The sequence below is a fragment of the Bacillus sp. MAG717A genome, assembly GCF_036884855.1.
GTDB classification, from domain to species: domain Bacteria; phylum Bacillota; class Bacilli; order Bacillales; family Bacillaceae; genus Bacillus; species Bacillus safensis.
In genome coordinates this window covers 2,650,949-2,666,958 of record NZ_CP145733.1, presented here as the reverse complement: position 1 = coordinate 2,666,958, position 16,010 = coordinate 2,650,949, and the positions used below count along the sequence as shown (strand labels likewise).

Annotated in this window: 13 protein-coding genes and 1 other annotated feature; of the genes, 2 read left to right on the top strand and 11 right to left on the bottom strand. The window is 42.6% G+C overall.

Features of this window, described 5'->3' with window-relative positions; genetic code table 11:
- Positions 1-49 precede the first annotated feature (49 nt).
- Positions 50-2,692, bottom strand: a complete 2,643-nt coding sequence (locus V6Z54_RS13670) for a valine--tRNA ligase (protein ID WP_338527423.1) — start codon at positions 2,690-2,692, stop codon at positions 50-52.
- A 59-nt stretch (positions 2,693-2,751) separates the two neighbouring features.
- Positions 2,752-2,982 (bottom strand) — a binding site (T-box leader).
- Positions 2,983-3,150: 168 nt separating this feature from the next.
- Between V6Z54_RS13670 and V6Z54_RS13665 the strand changes: the two genes are divergently transcribed.
- Positions 3,151-3,339, top strand: coding sequence for a hypothetical protein (locus V6Z54_RS13665; RefSeq protein ID WP_003216497.1), 189 nt, complete (start codon positions 3,151-3,153; stop codon positions 3,337-3,339).
- A gap of 50 nt (positions 3,340-3,389) precedes the next feature.
- Here the strand turns inward: V6Z54_RS13665 and ysxE are convergent, their stop codons facing one another.
- The 8 genes from ysxE to hemA form a co-directional block, all read right to left on the bottom strand.
- The gene (gene ysxE / locus V6Z54_RS13660; RefSeq protein WP_075611719.1) at positions 3,390-4,421 is read right to left on the bottom strand and encodes a spore coat protein YsxE; all 1,032 of its coding nucleotides are present in this window, start codon (positions 4,419-4,421) and stop codon (positions 3,390-3,392) included.
- A gap of 37 nt (positions 4,422-4,458) precedes the next feature.
- Positions 4,459-5,775, bottom strand: a complete 1,317-nt coding sequence (locus tag V6Z54_RS13655; protein ID WP_338527422.1) for a LysM peptidoglycan-binding domain-containing protein — start codon at positions 5,773-5,775, stop codon at positions 4,459-4,461.
- A 133-nt stretch (positions 5,776-5,908) separates the two neighbouring features.
- The gene (gene hemL, locus V6Z54_RS13650; protein WP_039180405.1) at positions 5,909-7,201 is read right to left on the bottom strand and encodes a glutamate-1-semialdehyde 2,1-aminomutase; all 1,293 of its coding nucleotides are present in this window, start codon (positions 7,199-7,201) and stop codon (positions 5,909-5,911) included.
- A gap of 27 nt (positions 7,202-7,228) precedes the next feature.
- Positions 7,229-8,197 (bottom strand): porphobilinogen synthase, encoded by a 969-nt coding sequence (hemB, locus tag V6Z54_RS13645; RefSeq protein ID WP_029706177.1) that lies wholly within the window; start codon positions 8,195-8,197, stop codon positions 7,229-7,231.
- Positions 8,197-8,988, bottom strand: a complete 792-nt coding sequence (locus V6Z54_RS13640) for a uroporphyrinogen-III synthase (protein ID WP_041086481.1) — start codon at positions 8,986-8,988, stop codon at positions 8,197-8,199. The genes hemB and V6Z54_RS13640 overlap by 1 nt, the downstream gene beginning before the upstream one ends.
- On the bottom strand, positions 8,985-9,917 hold the full coding sequence (hemC, locus tag V6Z54_RS13635; protein WP_338527421.1) for a hydroxymethylbilane synthase: 933 nt from the start codon (positions 9,915-9,917) through the stop codon (positions 8,985-8,987). Before hemC ends, V6Z54_RS13640 begins: the two co-directional genes overlap by 4 nt.
- 37 nt (positions 9,918-9,954) lie before the next feature.
- Positions 9,955-10,785, bottom strand: a complete 831-nt coding sequence (locus V6Z54_RS13630; protein ID WP_024423174.1) for a cytochrome c biogenesis protein — start codon at positions 10,783-10,785, stop codon at positions 9,955-9,957.
- Between the two features lie 7 nt (positions 10,786-10,792).
- Positions 10,793-12,160: a glutamyl-tRNA reductase gene (gene hemA / locus V6Z54_RS13625; RefSeq protein ID WP_039180415.1), complete on the bottom strand. Its 1,368-nt coding sequence runs from the start codon at positions 12,158-12,160 to the stop codon at positions 10,793-10,795.
- Positions 12,161-12,402: 242 nt separating this feature from the next.
- Between hemA and V6Z54_RS13620 the strand changes: the two genes are divergently transcribed.
- On the top strand, positions 12,403-12,888 hold the full coding sequence (locus tag V6Z54_RS13620) for a hypothetical protein (protein WP_034279808.1): 486 nt from the start codon (positions 12,403-12,405) through the stop codon (positions 12,886-12,888).
- Positions 12,889-13,096: 208 nt separating this feature from the next.
- Here the strand turns inward: V6Z54_RS13620 and yihA are convergent, their stop codons facing one another.
- Together yihA and lon are read right to left on the bottom strand one after the other, a co-directional pair.
- Positions 13,097-13,684, bottom strand: a complete 588-nt coding sequence (yihA, locus tag V6Z54_RS13615) for a ribosome biogenesis GTP-binding protein YihA/YsxC (protein WP_056768031.1) — start codon at positions 13,682-13,684, stop codon at positions 13,097-13,099.
- Positions 13,681-16,005 (bottom strand): endopeptidase La, encoded by a 2,325-nt coding sequence (lon, locus tag V6Z54_RS13610; RefSeq protein WP_039180421.1) that lies wholly within the window; start codon positions 16,003-16,005, stop codon positions 13,681-13,683. Before lon ends, yihA begins: the two co-directional genes overlap by 4 nt.
- Positions 16,006-16,010 lie beyond the last annotated feature (5 nt).

The following is a 16,010-nucleotide window of genomic DNA, read 5'->3' as shown; positions in this document are numbered from 1 at the left end:
AATTTTCAAAAAAGACGACTCCCTTTCATTAGGAGCCGTCTTTTTAACCTTATGCTTTCAGCTCTTCAATACGCTTTTGAACAGCTTCGCGTTTTGCGACATAATCACGTTCTTTCGCACGCTCTTCTTCTACGACACTTTCAGGCGCTTTTTTCATAAAGCCTTCGTTGCCAAGCTTTTTCTGTACTCGTTCCACTTCTTTTGTCAGCTTATCAAGCTCTTTTTGCAGACGAGCAATTTCTTCATCTAAGTTGATTAAGCCTTCAAGCGGCAGAATGAGTTCTGCTCCAGAAATAACAGCCGTCATCGCTTTATCACTAGCTGGGATATCTGTGCCAATTTCAAGAACACTTGGGTTCGTGAAGCGCTCAATATATGAACGGTTTTTCTCTAAGCGTTCCTGCACATCAGATGTAGAGGCTTTAATGTAAAGCTCTACTTGTTTGCTCATTGGTGTGTTCACTTCACTGCGAATGTTACGAACAGAGCGGATGAGTTCCACAAGCAGCTTCATATCAGCAGAAGCTTGTTCGTCGGAAAGCTCCGGCTTCACTTCAGGCCATGCTGCAACAGTAATGGACTCACCTTCATGCGGTAGATGCTGCCAGATTTCTTCTGTTAAGAACGGCATAAACGGATGTAGAAGTCTCATCGTTTGATCTAATACATACGCAAGGATCGAACGAGTCGTTTTTTTCGCTGCTTCGTCTTCTCCATAAAGCGGAAGCTTCGCCATTTCAATGTACCAATCACAGAAATCATCCCAAATGAAGTTGTATAAGTGTCTGCCCACTTCACCGAATTCATACTTGTCAGCAAGCTGTGTGACACTTTCAATTGTTTCATTTAAGCGTGTTAAAATCCATTGATCAGCAACTGATTTTTCTCCTGTTAAATCAAGCTCATCATACGTTAAACCATCCATATTCATTAAAGCAAAGCGGGATGCGTTCCAAATTTTGTTCGCAAAGTTCCAAGTGGATTCAACCTTTTCAAAGCTAAAACGAAGATCCTGACCTGGTGAGCTTCCAGTCGCTAAGAAATATCTTAATGAATCCGCACCGTACTTGTCGATGACCTCCATTGGATCAATTCCGTTGCCGAGCGACTTACTCATTTTACGCCCTTGTTCGTCGCGGATAAGCCCATGAATGAGGACATCTTTAAACGGTTTTTCTCCTGTGAATTCAAGACCTTGAAAGATCATGCGGGATACCCAGAAGAAAATGATGTCATAGCCAGTTACAAGCAGATTTGTTGGATAGTAGCGCTTGAAGTCTTCACTGTCTGCATCCGGCCAGCCCATTGTAGAAAACGGCCAAAGCGCTGAACTAAACCATGTATCAAGTACATCGTTATCCTGTTCCCAGTTCTCAATATCTTCTGGTGCTTCAAGTCCAACATATACTTCTTTCGTTTCTTTATGATACCAAGCCGGAATGCGGTGTCCCCACCATAGCTGACGAGAAATACACCAGTCACGGATATTTTCCATCCAATGTAAATATGTCTTTTCAAATCGGTCTGGAACAAATTGAACTTGGTCGTCACCTTTTTGCAGATGAATAGCTTCGTCTGCCAGCGGCTGCATTTTCACAAACCATTGTGTTGATAAATACGGTTCAACGACAGCTCCACTTCGCTCACTATGACCAACTGAATGCATGTGGTCCTCAATTTTGAACAAAATGCCTTCTTCTTGTAAATCCTTCACAAGCTGTTTGCGGCATTCGAAGCGGTCCATTCCTTTATATTGCAGGGCATTCGCATTCATTGTGCCATCTTCATTCATGACAAGAATACGCTCTAGCCCGTGGCGGTTTCCAAGCTCAAAGTCATTCGGATCATGAGCAGGTGTAATTTTCACAGCACCTGAACCAAACTCCATATCGACATAGTCATCACCGACGATTGGGATTTCGCGGCCTGTAATTGGTAAAACCACTGTTTTTCCAATCAAATGCTGATAGCGCTCGTCATCAGGGTGTACGGCTACGGCTGTATCCCCCAGCATTGTTTCAGGTCTTGTTGTCGCAATTTCAATTGAACCCGTGCCATCTGAAAGCGGATATCTCAAGTGATAAAACGCACCTTGAACATCCTTATAAATCACTTCAATATCAGAAAGTGCCGTTTTCGTTGCTGGATCCCAGTTAATGATGTACTCTCCGCGATAAATAAGCCCTTTTTCATACAATTGAACAAATACTTGGCGAACGGCTTTATTCAGACCTTCATCTAAAGTAAAACGTTCACGAGAGTAATCGAGGCCAAGGCCCATTTTCGCCCACTGGCTGCGAATAAAATCTGCATATTCTTCTTTCCACTTCCACGTTTCTTCCACAAATTTCTCTCGGCCAAGATCATACCGGCTTACGCCTTCTTTGCGGAGCTTTGCCTCGACTTTTGCTTGAGTTGCAATACCGGCATGGTCCATACCTGGAAGCCAAAGAACATCATAGCCCTGCATCCGTTTCATACGTGTCACGATGTCTTGGAGTGTAGAATCCCATGCATGCCCAAGGTGCAGTTTTCCTGTCACGTTTGGTGGAGGAATGACGACTGTATATGGATCTTTCGTTTTGTCATTTTGTGCTTCGAAGAATTTCCCTTCAAGCCAGTACGTATAGCGGTCTTTTTCAATCGCATTAGGATCGTACTTTGTTGGCATTTCTTGATTATTTGTTCCCATTTGTGTAACCTCCACATTTTTTCGGCTGATGAAACATAAAAAAAGCCTTTCCATCCTTATAAAAGGACGAAAAAGCTTTTTTCGCGGTACCACCTTTTTTCACGAGACACATACACGTGTCCCATACACTCTAAAGGATAACGGGGTTCTCCCGAATTTCTCTACTTGTTCATTCAAGAAATTAAGCTCACAGGCGACCTTCCAAACAAGTACATCCTAGGAAACCTCTCAGCTCTTGGCTTCCCTCTCTTTAGGGTCTTGCTCGTACTCTTCCTGATCCACGCTTACGATATATCACGTTCATCAGCACATACTCATCTTTTATTTATATTACTAAATGCCTTTTGTTTTCGTCAATCATCTTTTCCGCTTTTCTTCTTCTTTATACAAATTGGGCAGGCACCCTTCGCCCTTTTGCCCATATGATAATAACAAAATGAAGAAGGAGGGCGTTTGATTTGAAGAAGATCAATCCTTACACACTCCCCCCCTGGCTGAGACAAATTCGGGCAGTTGCCTCCCAAGTCGTTCTCCCGATTGCTATATTTCAAGGATTTCGTACGATCATTTTCCCTACAACATTTGACGTCCTCATTCTAGGTATTCTTATTTTTCTTGCATGTGCCTTTCATCTTGATTGGTTTTAAAACTCATGCTTATGTACCTGCCGATATAAAGCCAACGCAGCATAACCTCGTCATTCCGCTGATGACGAGGCACTTTGTTCTTCTTCAAGCCGTCTAGCCTGCTCAATCTCATGAATCTTCATAACGGTCGGCTCAGAATTTTTCATCTGCCAATACGCTCTTAACAGCTGCTGACAGCTTTCCATTTCATCCTGCCCGCCTGCTTCATAGGCTTTTACTGTATCAAACAGCCCTTGCGGATAAGCAAGGTAGCTTAGGAACAAATGCAGTTCTTCCTCCCGAAGAGGGTTTCCTTTTTGATACGTATAAAACAAAGAAGTGCATTCAGGACAAGACGTGGGATAGGTTTTGAATGTCCGAAAGTAATAGGTCAGAAGATCATAGATGGGGGCGGCTTTTTTAGACCGCTCGAAATTGGTGAAATGTCCTGTTCCTACATCATTATACAAAAAATGATGGATCGATAGCTGTCCATGATTTAGCACAACACGCGTTGTCTCTTTGTCTTTCATTTCTTCATGCCAATCTTCTAAACGCTCAAGCGCAAATTCGCTGGCAGACATCGCCTCTGAAAAATACATAGCAGCGGCCAGCTCAAATGGCGACATATACCACGTTTGTTCTGCCCGCTCTATGAATCGTTCATACATGTCTTTCTCTGTTTCCCATTTGGTCTTGATTTGGGTGTAATGCGCTTCTATCTCTTGCTCTGTGATATCCATCATGACTTCAGTCCGCTTATGAAGTCTTGCAATCTCTTGAAATAAATATTCGTGCTTATCGTCCTGCTCTTCTCTCTTTTCATTCGTCAGCCACGGCATCAGATAGTATGCATACTGGCTTTCCCGATGACTTGAGAAAAAGGAACCGCTCTTCGTCCGATAAATCGGAACAAAGGAGCGATAGCCCTTTGATTCTAGTTCAAGCATTTGTTCTGTAAATTGCATATGCCGATTGGCTTTTACTCGCTTCAGGGCAAATACACCCTGCTTTGTATATACCTTGATGACAACAGGACTGACAGGTTCAATATATTCAGCCTCAAGTCCGTATTCGTATAAGACAGATTGGATTTCATCCACGTTCACTCACCACATTTTCTCGGTCAGTCATCGCTTGCTATGCATTGCTTTTTTGATATTCAGGAATATAAAGAATCTGTCCTTCCTCAAGCTCCGCATCAATCGATAATGAGTTTGTGCGAAGAAGCTGCTGCACATTCAATTGATATCTCTCACAAATACGATCGACCGTATCTTCTTGCTGAACTATACATATTTTCATGCGAGAAAAATCTTCCTCCTCCTGCTTAGCGAACAGCTTTGTTAAATAAAGAGAGTTCTCACTGCCAGACGTTTCTCTCACGTCTTCTTCAAGCACCTCTTCTTCTTGAGCTGACTCATATATTTTAGGTGCTTCCCGTTCATATAACCGCCCGAGCTGATATTCGTCATCCTGCTCCTCTTGCTCAGGTTCCACTTGATAAGCAGGTGATTCAAATGCAGGATATGACTGTACCGTTTCTTCCTGCTCTTCGGCAGCTTCCGGATCTTTTCTCACTTCCACTTCAAAGAATGTATCATCCCTCTCCTCTTCTTCTAAAAGCTTAGGTGGTTCAAAAAATGGCGGTTCCTGCACGTGAGCTTCAGGGATGGATCGATAGCCAAGCGCCACAGCTTCTTCTTGGTTATTCGGCTGTTCCGGCTCTTCTGGTTCTTCAGGTTCTTCAGGTTCTTCAGACGCTTCCTCTACTTCCCTGTTCACCAATTCTATCTCAATTGCTTCTTCCTCTTCTTCTTGTACTTCCTGCACTTCCTGTTCCTCTTGCTCAGCACGTGTGTCATGTTGAAATATAGGCTGCTTCTCATCATCCTCATGTTCTTCGCCTTGCAGCTCTTCTTGTTCTTCTTGTTCCGGCTGCAACTGATAATCGTAAGCCATATCGCCATAATCCTCTTCAGGACGATGGACAAATTCATACGGCTCCTCTACTACAGGCGCTTGAGGCGTTTCCTCGTCTAACAAGCCCTCAATGGCTAAATCAGCCTGAATGGTAAGCAAACGATTCTCTGTCAGCTGGTAATCAAACGCATCAATAAACACAAACACATCATTTAAATGACTAATTTTGTTCTTCGGAATGGTGATATCGACTGGAAATTGATGCAGAAGCTCCGCCGTTCCGTCTTCTCTTACCTTTACCTCATCTGCTTCCCTGTATGTTGGAAAGGAACTCAATTCACCCAATAGCTCCTCTTGATTTATGTTGTATTCTCCTGTTAGCTCGAGTGAACCTCTAATGGAAACATAATCATTCACTTCTTGAACGAGAATGTCAGGGTCGAGAGAAATTGACAGCAGCTCACTGACTTCCTGTCCGCTTTTGAAATAAATGGATTCTTCTACCGAAAACTGTAATCGATTGTTTTGAGACAAGTCGGTGTCCTCCTTTCATCTAATCCTTAAAAAATAAAATTAGATGTCAATACAGTTGTATGTGGGAGGAAGTGAAAATATGATTGGTTTTCTCCAATGCAAAAAAGCCGATATGTCTCCATATCGGCTTTTTTTATCGACGTAGTTTTTGAAAAACCTTTTCCACTGTCTCAATTGTATATTCGATGTCTTCATCTGTATGAGCTGTTGATAGGAATAGTCCTTCAAATTGAGAAGGCGGGAGGAAGATACCGTGATCGGCCATTTCCTTGTAAAATTCAGCAAATAAAGCGAGATCAGCTGTTTTCGCTTTGTCATAATTGATCACTTCTTCATTTGTAAAGAAGAATCCAATCATGGAGCCCGCACGGTTAAACGTTAATGGAATTCCGTATGCTTTCGCTGCTTTTGAAATGCCTTCTTCTAAACGATCACCTTTTCGTTTAAACTCTTCATAGGACTCAGGTGTGAGCTGTTTTAGAGTTTCTAAGCCTGCTGTCATCGCAAGAGGGTTACCTGATAACGTTCCTGCTTGATAAATTGGACCACTTGGCGCAATTTGTCTCATAATATCCGCTCTTCCGCCATAAGCACCGACCGGAAGACCGCCTCCAATGACTTTACCAAGACACGTCAGATCAGGTGTGATGCCAAAATAGCCTTGCGCGCAGTGATAATCCACACGGAAGCCTGTCATGACCTCATCAAAAATGAGTAATGATCCGTATTGCTCCGTAATGTCTCTCAGTCCTTGCAAGAAACCTTCTTGCGGAGGGACAACCCCCATATTTCCTGCGACCGGCTCTACAATGACACCAGCGATATCGTCTCCAAATTCTTGGAAAGCAACTTGAATGCTTTCTAAATCATTGTACGGCACTGTGATCGTGTTGCTTGCAGTCCCTTCAGGAACACCAGGACTATCCGGGAGTCCAAGCGTTGCCACTCCAGAACCCGCTTTAATGAGCAAAGAATCACCGTGGCCATGATAGCAGCCTTCAAATTTCACAATTTTATTTCTGCCTGTAAAACCTCGAGCTAGACGAAGTGCACTCATCGTCGCCTCTGTACCAGAGCTGACCATGCGAATAACTTCGATGGAAGGAACCCGTTCTGATACAAGTTTAGCTAATTCATTTTCAACTAACGTAGAAGCACCGAAGCTTGTCCCATTTTCCGCTACTCGCTGAATGCTTTCAACGACACGATCATTCGTATGTCCTAAAATAAGCGGTCCCCATGATAAGACATAATCGATGTATTCATTTCCATCAATATCATAGATCTTGGCGCCTTTGCCTCGTTCCATAAAAATCGGGTCTGTGTTGACTGATTTAAATGCACGCACAGGGCTGTTGACACCACCAGGCATTAAATGCTGTGCTTCTTCAAATGCTTGCTTTGATTTTTCATAGCTACGTCCCATTTCAATGTCCTCCTGTCTATCCGTTCTTTATTCTGAGAGCCATTTTGCTGCATCTTTTGCATGATACGTAATGATGAGTTCTGCTCCTGCACGCTTCATACTTGTCAGCATTTCCAAAACAAGCTCTTTTTCAGAAATCCAGCCGTTTTGAGCAGCGGCTTTCACCATTGCATACTCTCCGCTCACATTGTAAGCAACAACAGGGAGTGTAAATTCATTTTTCACATCACGCATAATGTCTAAGTAAGAAAGAGATGGTTTGACAATCAAGAAGTCAGCTCCCTCTTCTACATCAGATTGCGCTTCTCTTAGAGCCTCTAAACGGTTTGCAGGGTCCATTTGATATGTTTTACGATCTCCAAACTGCGGTGTACTATGTGCTGCATCACGAAACGGACCGTAAAAAGCACTTGCATATTTCACGGCATAAGACATGACTGGTACATGAATAAAGCCTGCTTCATCAAGTGCCTCACGAATGGCGACAACAAATCCGTCCATCATATTTGAAGGCGCGATGATATCTGCACCTGCACGCGCTTGGCTGACAGCAGTTTTCGCTAATAGCTGAAGAGATTCATCATTTAAAATTTCTCCATCTTCAACGATTCCGCAATGTCCGTGATCTGTATATTGGCATAAGCAAGTGTCTGCAATCACCACGAGCTCTGGGAAATGCTTTTTGATCTCAAGCGTAGCTCTTTGAACAATGCCATGATCGTGATACGCCTCACTGCCTACATGATCTTTATGATCTGGCACACCAAATACAATGATCGATTTGATGCCAAGATCAACAAGCTCTTGGACTTCTTCTTTCACAAGATCTACAGAAATGTGATACACACCTGGCATTGAAGAGACTTCTTTTCGGACATTTTCTCCCTCTACAAAAAAGATCGGATAAATGAAATCAGATGGTCTTAAAAAGGTTTCTCTGACTAATTCTCTCATTCCTGCGCTTGTCCGCAATCTGCGGTGTCTGTTAAATTTCATCAATGGTTCAACTTCCTTTCAGATAAACGGCACATCAAATCAAGCATTCCGTCTATCGTATAAGTATCTGGGGTTTCAGAAGAAATCCCGTATTGAAGCAGTGCCTCTTTTGTCAGAGGACCGATCGTCACAAAACAGGTGTCAGATGCAGCAAGCATCGCTGCATCTGCTTCCATCACATGCATAAAAGAATGAACAGTAGATGAGCTCGTAAATGTAATAAAATCAAATGATTGCTTCGTCATTGCCGTTTTAAGAGCAGCAATTCCTTCCTCATCCTTGACTGTTTCATATAAAATCCATTCTTTTACCTCAATGCCGAGCGGAACGAGGGCCTCTTTCACCACATCTCGTGATAGATGCCCTTTTGCTACAAACACACGCTCTCCTGGGTGTACATGGTCAAGTAATGCATCTGCCAGCTCTTCCGCTATAAATCGTTCTGGCACAACATCCACCTTCAAGCCGTGCTGCTCAAGATAGGCAGAGGTTTTCTCTCCTACAGCAGCCACTTTCAAATGGGATAAACTCTTATGTAAATGATGGTCTTTTATGTAGTTCAGAAAAAAAGACGCACCATTCACACTCGTGAAAACAAGCCAGTGGCTATTTTCTAAGTCCTTTACAAAGGCCTGCGCTTTTTCTTTGGTGAGCGTAGGCTCAAACCGAATAAGAGAGGTTAAAACCGCATGGCCGTTCAGCGCTTCAATCTTTTGCTGAAACACGCCCGCTTGACGTTCATTTCGAGTGACAAGCACCGTCTGTCCGTGAAGCGATTTGCCTATGCTCATTGAGACAAATCCTTTTTCACCTTGTCGATCAAATCCTTTGCTCCCTTATCGGCCATCTGCTTCGCACACGCTGTTCCAATTGCTTCAGGGTCAGTGCCTGTGACGGTTTCGCGAATAATCGTGTGCCCATCAGCAGATGCAACAAGACCTGTTAGTTCAATTTCATTATGCTTATTCATCGTTGCATAGCCAGCGATCGGCACCTGACAGCTTCCATCCATTTGTTTGAGGAAGGCTCTTTCTGCGAGGACCGTTTTTTTCGTATATTCATTCGTAAATTGGGCGAGAAGCTTAAGCAGCTCTTCATCATCCCCGCGGCACTCAATCGACAGCGCGCCTTGTCCAACGGCTGGAAGGCACGTCTCAGGAGATAAAAATTCCGACACGACCTCTTTGCTCCATCCCATTCTGGACAGGCCGGCAGCCGCTAGAATAATGGCATCATACTCTTCATTTTTCAGCTTTTCCAATCTCGTATCAATGTTTCCTCGAATCCATTTAATCTCAAGATCTGGTCTTTCCTGAAGAAGCTGGGCGCTGCGCCGTAAGCTGCTCGTTCCCACAATTGCTCCCTTAGGCAGTTCGCTGAGACTCAGATGATCCTTCGAAATAAGGGCATCCCGTACATCTTCACGCTCAGGAATACAGCCAATGACTAAACCTTCCGGAAGAGCAGCCGGCATATCCTTCATACTGTGCACCGCCATATCGATATCATGATTTAGCATCGCCTGCTCAATCTCTTTAACAAACAGTCCTTTTCCGCCAACCTTAGATAAGGTCACATCTAGAATTTGATCACCCTTTGTTACAATTTCTTTTATTTCAAAAGAATAAGAAGGGTTTAGTTCAGACAGCTTTTGAATGACCCATTTTGTTTGTGTAATTGCCAGCTTACTTCGTCTAGAACCTACTTTAATTGTACGCAATACGTCTTCCTCCCGACAATGCCTTTAAGACTCATCATTATTGAAACCAATGAAAGGTTGATAAGCTACCAAGCAGAAAATAATTGATCATCAGCACAAGAAATGAAGCGACATTCCACAGTGCCACGATTTTGCCCTGCATATTTCTGACCAATCTGATATATAAGTAAAAGCCGTATAAAAACAGCATAATAAACGAACCAAGCACCTTTGCATCTGTCCAGTACAACGTATCATACGAAATATATGCCCAAATGATGCCAAGAATTAAACTAAGCAAGAGCATAGGCACACCAATAATATTTAATACGTACGCCATATGATCTAGCTTTGATAAGTCTTCAATTCTTAAAAGCCATTTTCCCCATTTTTTCTTTTTCAGCAAACGATATTGAAAGAGATAAAGCAGTGAAAACGCAAATGAAAGTGAAAAGGCACCGTAGGATAAAATTGCCATCGTAATATGAATCACGAGCAGTTCACTCGTCAGCTTCCCCGTTAGTTCTGCTGAATGGAGGTCAGATGGTGTAAAGGTGTGAATCGCCATCATGGAAAAACCGATCACATTTGTAAAAAAGACAATAAATTCAACGCGCAATACCTTTGTGAGGACAAGAGAAAGTGTCACAAGCACCCACGTATAAAAATATAACCCCTCTGCTACATTCAACACAGGGAATCGGTCTGTTTCCATCATAATATAGAACATGTAGACTGTTTGCAGCAGCCAGACAATAGAAAGCAACCAGAAAGCCATTTTTCCAGCCTTCCGGTTGTGTTGAAGAAAATCTATGAAATAGAACAAGACACTTAGTGCATAGATTAAGATCGTCGCTTCATTGAGTCTCGCTACAATGGATTCCATCATCGCTTAATCACTCACTAGCAACTGTAGCAAAGCCTTGTGCCATATTTGGTTTGAACAGCTGAAATGCCCCTTGCTCCACCTGTACAGGTTCGACCTTTTGCTCTTCATCTTCAACCTGTAAATCAAAGATTTCTTTAAAGAGTAAAAGCTTTTCCTCTGCATTCGGCTCCGCGGCAATTTCTTTTGCCTTTAAGATAGGATCTTTCAGCATTTGGTTGATGATGCTTTTCGTATGTTTATTTAACAGCTTCATTTCACGGTTTGTGAGGTTTGGAAGCTTCCGCTCAATACTCTGCATCGTATCGGCTTGAATTGTGAGTGCCTTTTCTCTAAGTGCAGAAATGACTGGAACAACACCTAACGTATTCAGCCATTGCTTAAATTCTACAATTTCTGCTTCAATCAGGAGCTCAACCTGCTCAGCCACTGCACGGCGCTCTTTTAAGTTAGCAGCCACGATGCCTTCAAGGTCATCAATGTCATACAAAAAAGCACCTTCTACTTCAGAAATGGCTGGATCTAAATCACGTGGTACAGCAATATCTACCATAAATAGAGGTCTGCCCTTCCGCTTTTTATTCGCGCTTTCGACCATTTCTTTTGTAATGACAAATTGTTTCGCTCCCGTTGAGCTGATTAAAATGTCCGCTTCGGATAATGTTTTTTCTAATTGGTTTAAGCTCTTAGGCTCTCCTGAAAAACGACCCGCCAATTCCTTTGCCTTCTCAAACGTTCGGTTGATGACCGTTACTTGGCCAATTCCTTGCCCTTGAAGGTTTTGAGCCGCCAGTTCGCCCATTTTGCCCGCACCAAGAATCAGGACATGCTTATCAGAAAGACGTCCAAAGATTTTTTTAGCAAGCTCAACAGCTGCATAGCTGACAGACACCGCATTAGACGCAATATCCGTTTCCGCATGAGAGCGCTTTGCAACGGTTACCGCCTGTTTAAATAAATAATTGAAAACGGTACCAATGGTCTTCTCCTCTTGAGCTACTTTAAAGCTGGAACGTACTTGACCAAGTATTTGCGTTTCACCAATCACCATGGAATCAAGTCCACAGGCCACACGGAATAAATGCTCAACCGCTCCATCATTTTCATAGAACTTCAAATATGGAGAGACATCTTCCTTTTCTAAACCGAACCAATCGGCTAAAAATCTTTTTATATAAAACCGTCCAGTATGAAGCTGATCTACCACTGCGTAGATCTCTGTTCGATTACATGTTGAGATGACGATATTCTCTAGAATGCTTTTTTCTTCTTTAAGCTTGGACATCGCTGTTCCGAGCTCACTCGGTTCAAAGCTCAGCTGTTCCCGTATCTCAACAGGGGCTGTTTTATAATCTAAACCCACAACAAGAATATGCATAACTTCAGCTTGCACCCCCAACGCCCTGTCTAATTTATAATAATTACAATATAGAATTTATTATTTATAATGATTATAACATATATTCATTTTTAACTGGATAAAAATTGTGAACAGATTTCAAAAATGTTGTGATATAGTAGAAAAATGTTCGACACCAATTATGCCATATCATCACTTCAAGCAATTTACCAGATTTGGCGCGTGCGGACAAATGATCTGCTTAAAAGAAGGTGACATCTTTGAAGAAGAAATCCATTTTGCTGCCGCTCACTTTATTGGCTGTAGCGCTATATGCCATTCTCTCAGGAGGTCAATTTGACATTTGGAAGGATCAAGAGAAATGGTATACACTTGTACTGCTTTTTGGCCTCGCGTTCTTATATCAAGGAAAAAAGGAGCAAGAAAGCGCTCATGTGTTTATCGGTATGCTCATGACAGGCCTTTCGCTACACTTTATTCTTCAGCCTAAATTGGACCACTGGCCAGACACATTTACGATGATTGTATTCATCGTAGGACTTGCACTCTTTGTGAAATCATCTCAGAAAAAAGAATATCGTATTGAAAGTGTTGTGCTGATCGCACTCGGTCTGTTCCTTTATTTCTTTCAGCAAATTACAAAACAGCTAAGTTCCCTTTCGATTCCTACTTCCGGCTTTGAATTGTACTGGCCTTATGTACTGATTGCTGTCAGTCTCCTCTTATTATTTTTAAAAAGGAAATAACTTATACAATAAAAAAGCATCTGCTCATCGCAGATGCCTTCAGCGAGAAGACAAACCCTCGCATTCGGTGTCAGTCCTGCGTGCTGGTGCTCACGAATATCAAATTCGCTCCGCGCCAGTACTCGTCCTTTCTAGACTTCAAGGGTTTTCATCTCACGCTGAAAAGAAAACAATGTAAAAAAGCATCTGCTCATCGCAGATGCTTTTTTTAGCTGTTTACTTTCGCAAGGATCGCATTCCAAGCTTCATCTTTTCCTTTTTTTGTTTCAGAAGAGAATAAGATGAGTTCATCTGATGGGTCAATGTCGAGCGTCTGTTTGACGACTTTCGCATGTTTTTCCCATTTGCCTTTTGGAATTTTATCCGCTTTTGTAGCGATGACGATCACGGGAACTCCGTAATATTTAAGGAATTCATACATGTTCACATCATCTACTGATGGCTTATGACGCAGATCCACAATTTGGACAACTGCTTTTAATTCTTCACGCATTGTAATATACGTTTCGATCATTCTACCCCAGGCTTCGCGCTCTGTTTTTGATACTTTGGCAAAGCCGTAGCCCGGAACATCCACAAAATGGAGCATATCATTAATAATGTAGAAATTAAGCGTCTGTGTCTTTCCTGGTTTAGAAGACGTACGCGCTAAATTTTTACGATTAATCAATGAGTTGATGAACGAGGACTTTCCAACATTTGATCGTCCAGCAAGCGCGATTTCAGGCAGTCCACCGCTCGGGTACTGCTCTGGTTTCACCGCACTAATGACGATATCTGATTTTGTTACTTTCATCTTCCCTCTCCTACCAACGCTTTCTCAAGCACCTCATCTAAATGTGAGACCGGAATAAAGGTTAGTCCTTCTCTCACACTTTCAGGAATATCATCAATATCCTTCTCATTGTCCTTTGGAAGAATAATGGTTTTCAATCCTGCACGATGTGCGCCCAATGCTTTTTCTTTTAGTCCGCCAATTGGAAGCACTCTTCCTCTTAACGTTATCTCTCCTGTCATACCAACCTCTTTTGACACAGGACGTCCTGTGAGTGCTGATACAAGAGCCGTCGCAATGGTGATACCAGCTGATGGCCCGTCCTTTGGAACCGCACCCTCTGGAACATGGATATGAATATCGTGCTTTTCATTAAAATTAGGATCAATGTTCAGTTCATCTGCTTTAGAACGAATATAACTGAATGCCGCCTGTGCAGATTCTCTCATGACATCACCAAGCTTACCTGTTAACAAGAGCTTGCCTTTACCAGGAGAAAGTGATACCTCAATTGATAAGGTGTCTCCTCCAACTGTCGTATACGCAAGTCCTGTGACAACCCCGACTTGGTCTGTCGTTTCAGCCTGACCATAACGGTAAAGTCTTTTTCCGAGAAATTCAGATAGGTTCTTTTCCGTCACCGTGATACGTTTGCGGTCTTCAGCCACAATCGCTCTTGCCGCTTTTCGGCAAATGGCCGCAAGCTGACGCTCTAATCCACGAACTCCTGCTTCTCTTGTGTAATAGCGAATCATATCATAAATCGCTGCTTCACGAAGCTGCAAGTTCCCTTTCTTTAATCCGTGCTCCTTTAGCTGCTTCGGCAGAAGATGATCTTTCACAATCTCTGCTTTTTCAACCTCTGTATACCCTGCAATCGTGATAATCTCCATTCTATCACGAAGTGGGCCCGGAATGGTTGCTAAATTGTTGGCAGTGGCAATAAATAACACTTGTGATAAATCAAATGTCTCTTCAATATAGTGATCGCTAAAGTTGTGATTTTGCTCTGGATCCAGCACTTCAAGCATCGCAGAAGACGGATCACCTCTAAAATCAGAGGACATCTTATCAATTTCATCTAAAAGAAACACCGGATTCATTGTGCCTGCCTTGCTCATCCCGCGAATGATACGGCCTGGCATCGCGCCTACATATGTTCTTCTATGTCCCCGAATCTCAGATTCATCACGCACACCGCCAAGAGAGATACGGATAAACTTCCGGTCAAGTGATTTAGCAATGGACTTGGCAAGTGATGTTTTCCCTACCCCAGGAGGTCCTGCTAAGCAAAGAATCGGTCCTTTTAATGAATTGGTCAGCTTCTGTACAGCAAGGTATTCAAGCACACGTTCTTTGACTTTTTCAAGCCCATGATGCTCATCATCTAAAATTTCACTTGCCAGCTTTAAATCTAGACGATCTTCTGTATAGATGCCCCATGGAAGATTGATCAGCCAATCAATATAATTTCGAATGACAGAGCTCTCCGCAGAGCTTGAAGGAATTTTTTCATAACGATTCAATTCTTTTAACGCCGTTTCACGAACAGAATCCGGCATGCTGGACTCTTCGATTTTAGACATTAATGAACTGACCTCGCCTGTTTTCCCTTCCTTGTCTCCAAGCTCCTTTTGGATGGCTTTCATTTGTTCACGCAAATAATATTCTTTTTGCGTTCGTTCCATTGAACGTTTGACACGCTGTCCAATTTTCTTTTCAATTTCCAGCACTTCTTTTTCATTGTGAATTAAACTGATGACACGATTCAGACGTTTTTTAACATCCACTGTCTCCAGTACTTCTTGTTTGTCCTTTAATTTAAGCGGCAGGTGAGAAGCAACGATATCTGCCATTCTCCCCGGTTCCTCAATATCCGTCACCGTTGCATATGTTTCAGCTGAGATTTTTTTTGAAATTTTTATGTACTGATCAAAGTGATCTAACAAAGTGCGCATAAGTGCTTCTGCTTCTGCGTCCTTTAAATCTTCTTCTGCCAATTCTTTAATATCGACGGACGTATAGTCCTCAAGCTCCACATATGATTCGATCTGCGCTCGATTTAGGCCTTCTACGAGTACACGAATCGTTCCATTCGGCAGCTTCAGCATTTGTTTGATTTTTGTGTAGGTGCCGACTTTGAAAATTTCCTCTTCACCTGGTTCATCTATTGAAATTTCCCGCTGTGTTGCTAGAAAAATCATATGATCGTTCATCATCGCCTGTTCTAATGCTTGAACAGACTTCTCGCGTCCAACGTCCAAATGCAAGACCATTGTTGGATAAACAAGCAAGCCTCGCAATGGGAGGAGCGGAACATTCTTTTTGATTTCATCTGCCATGTTGA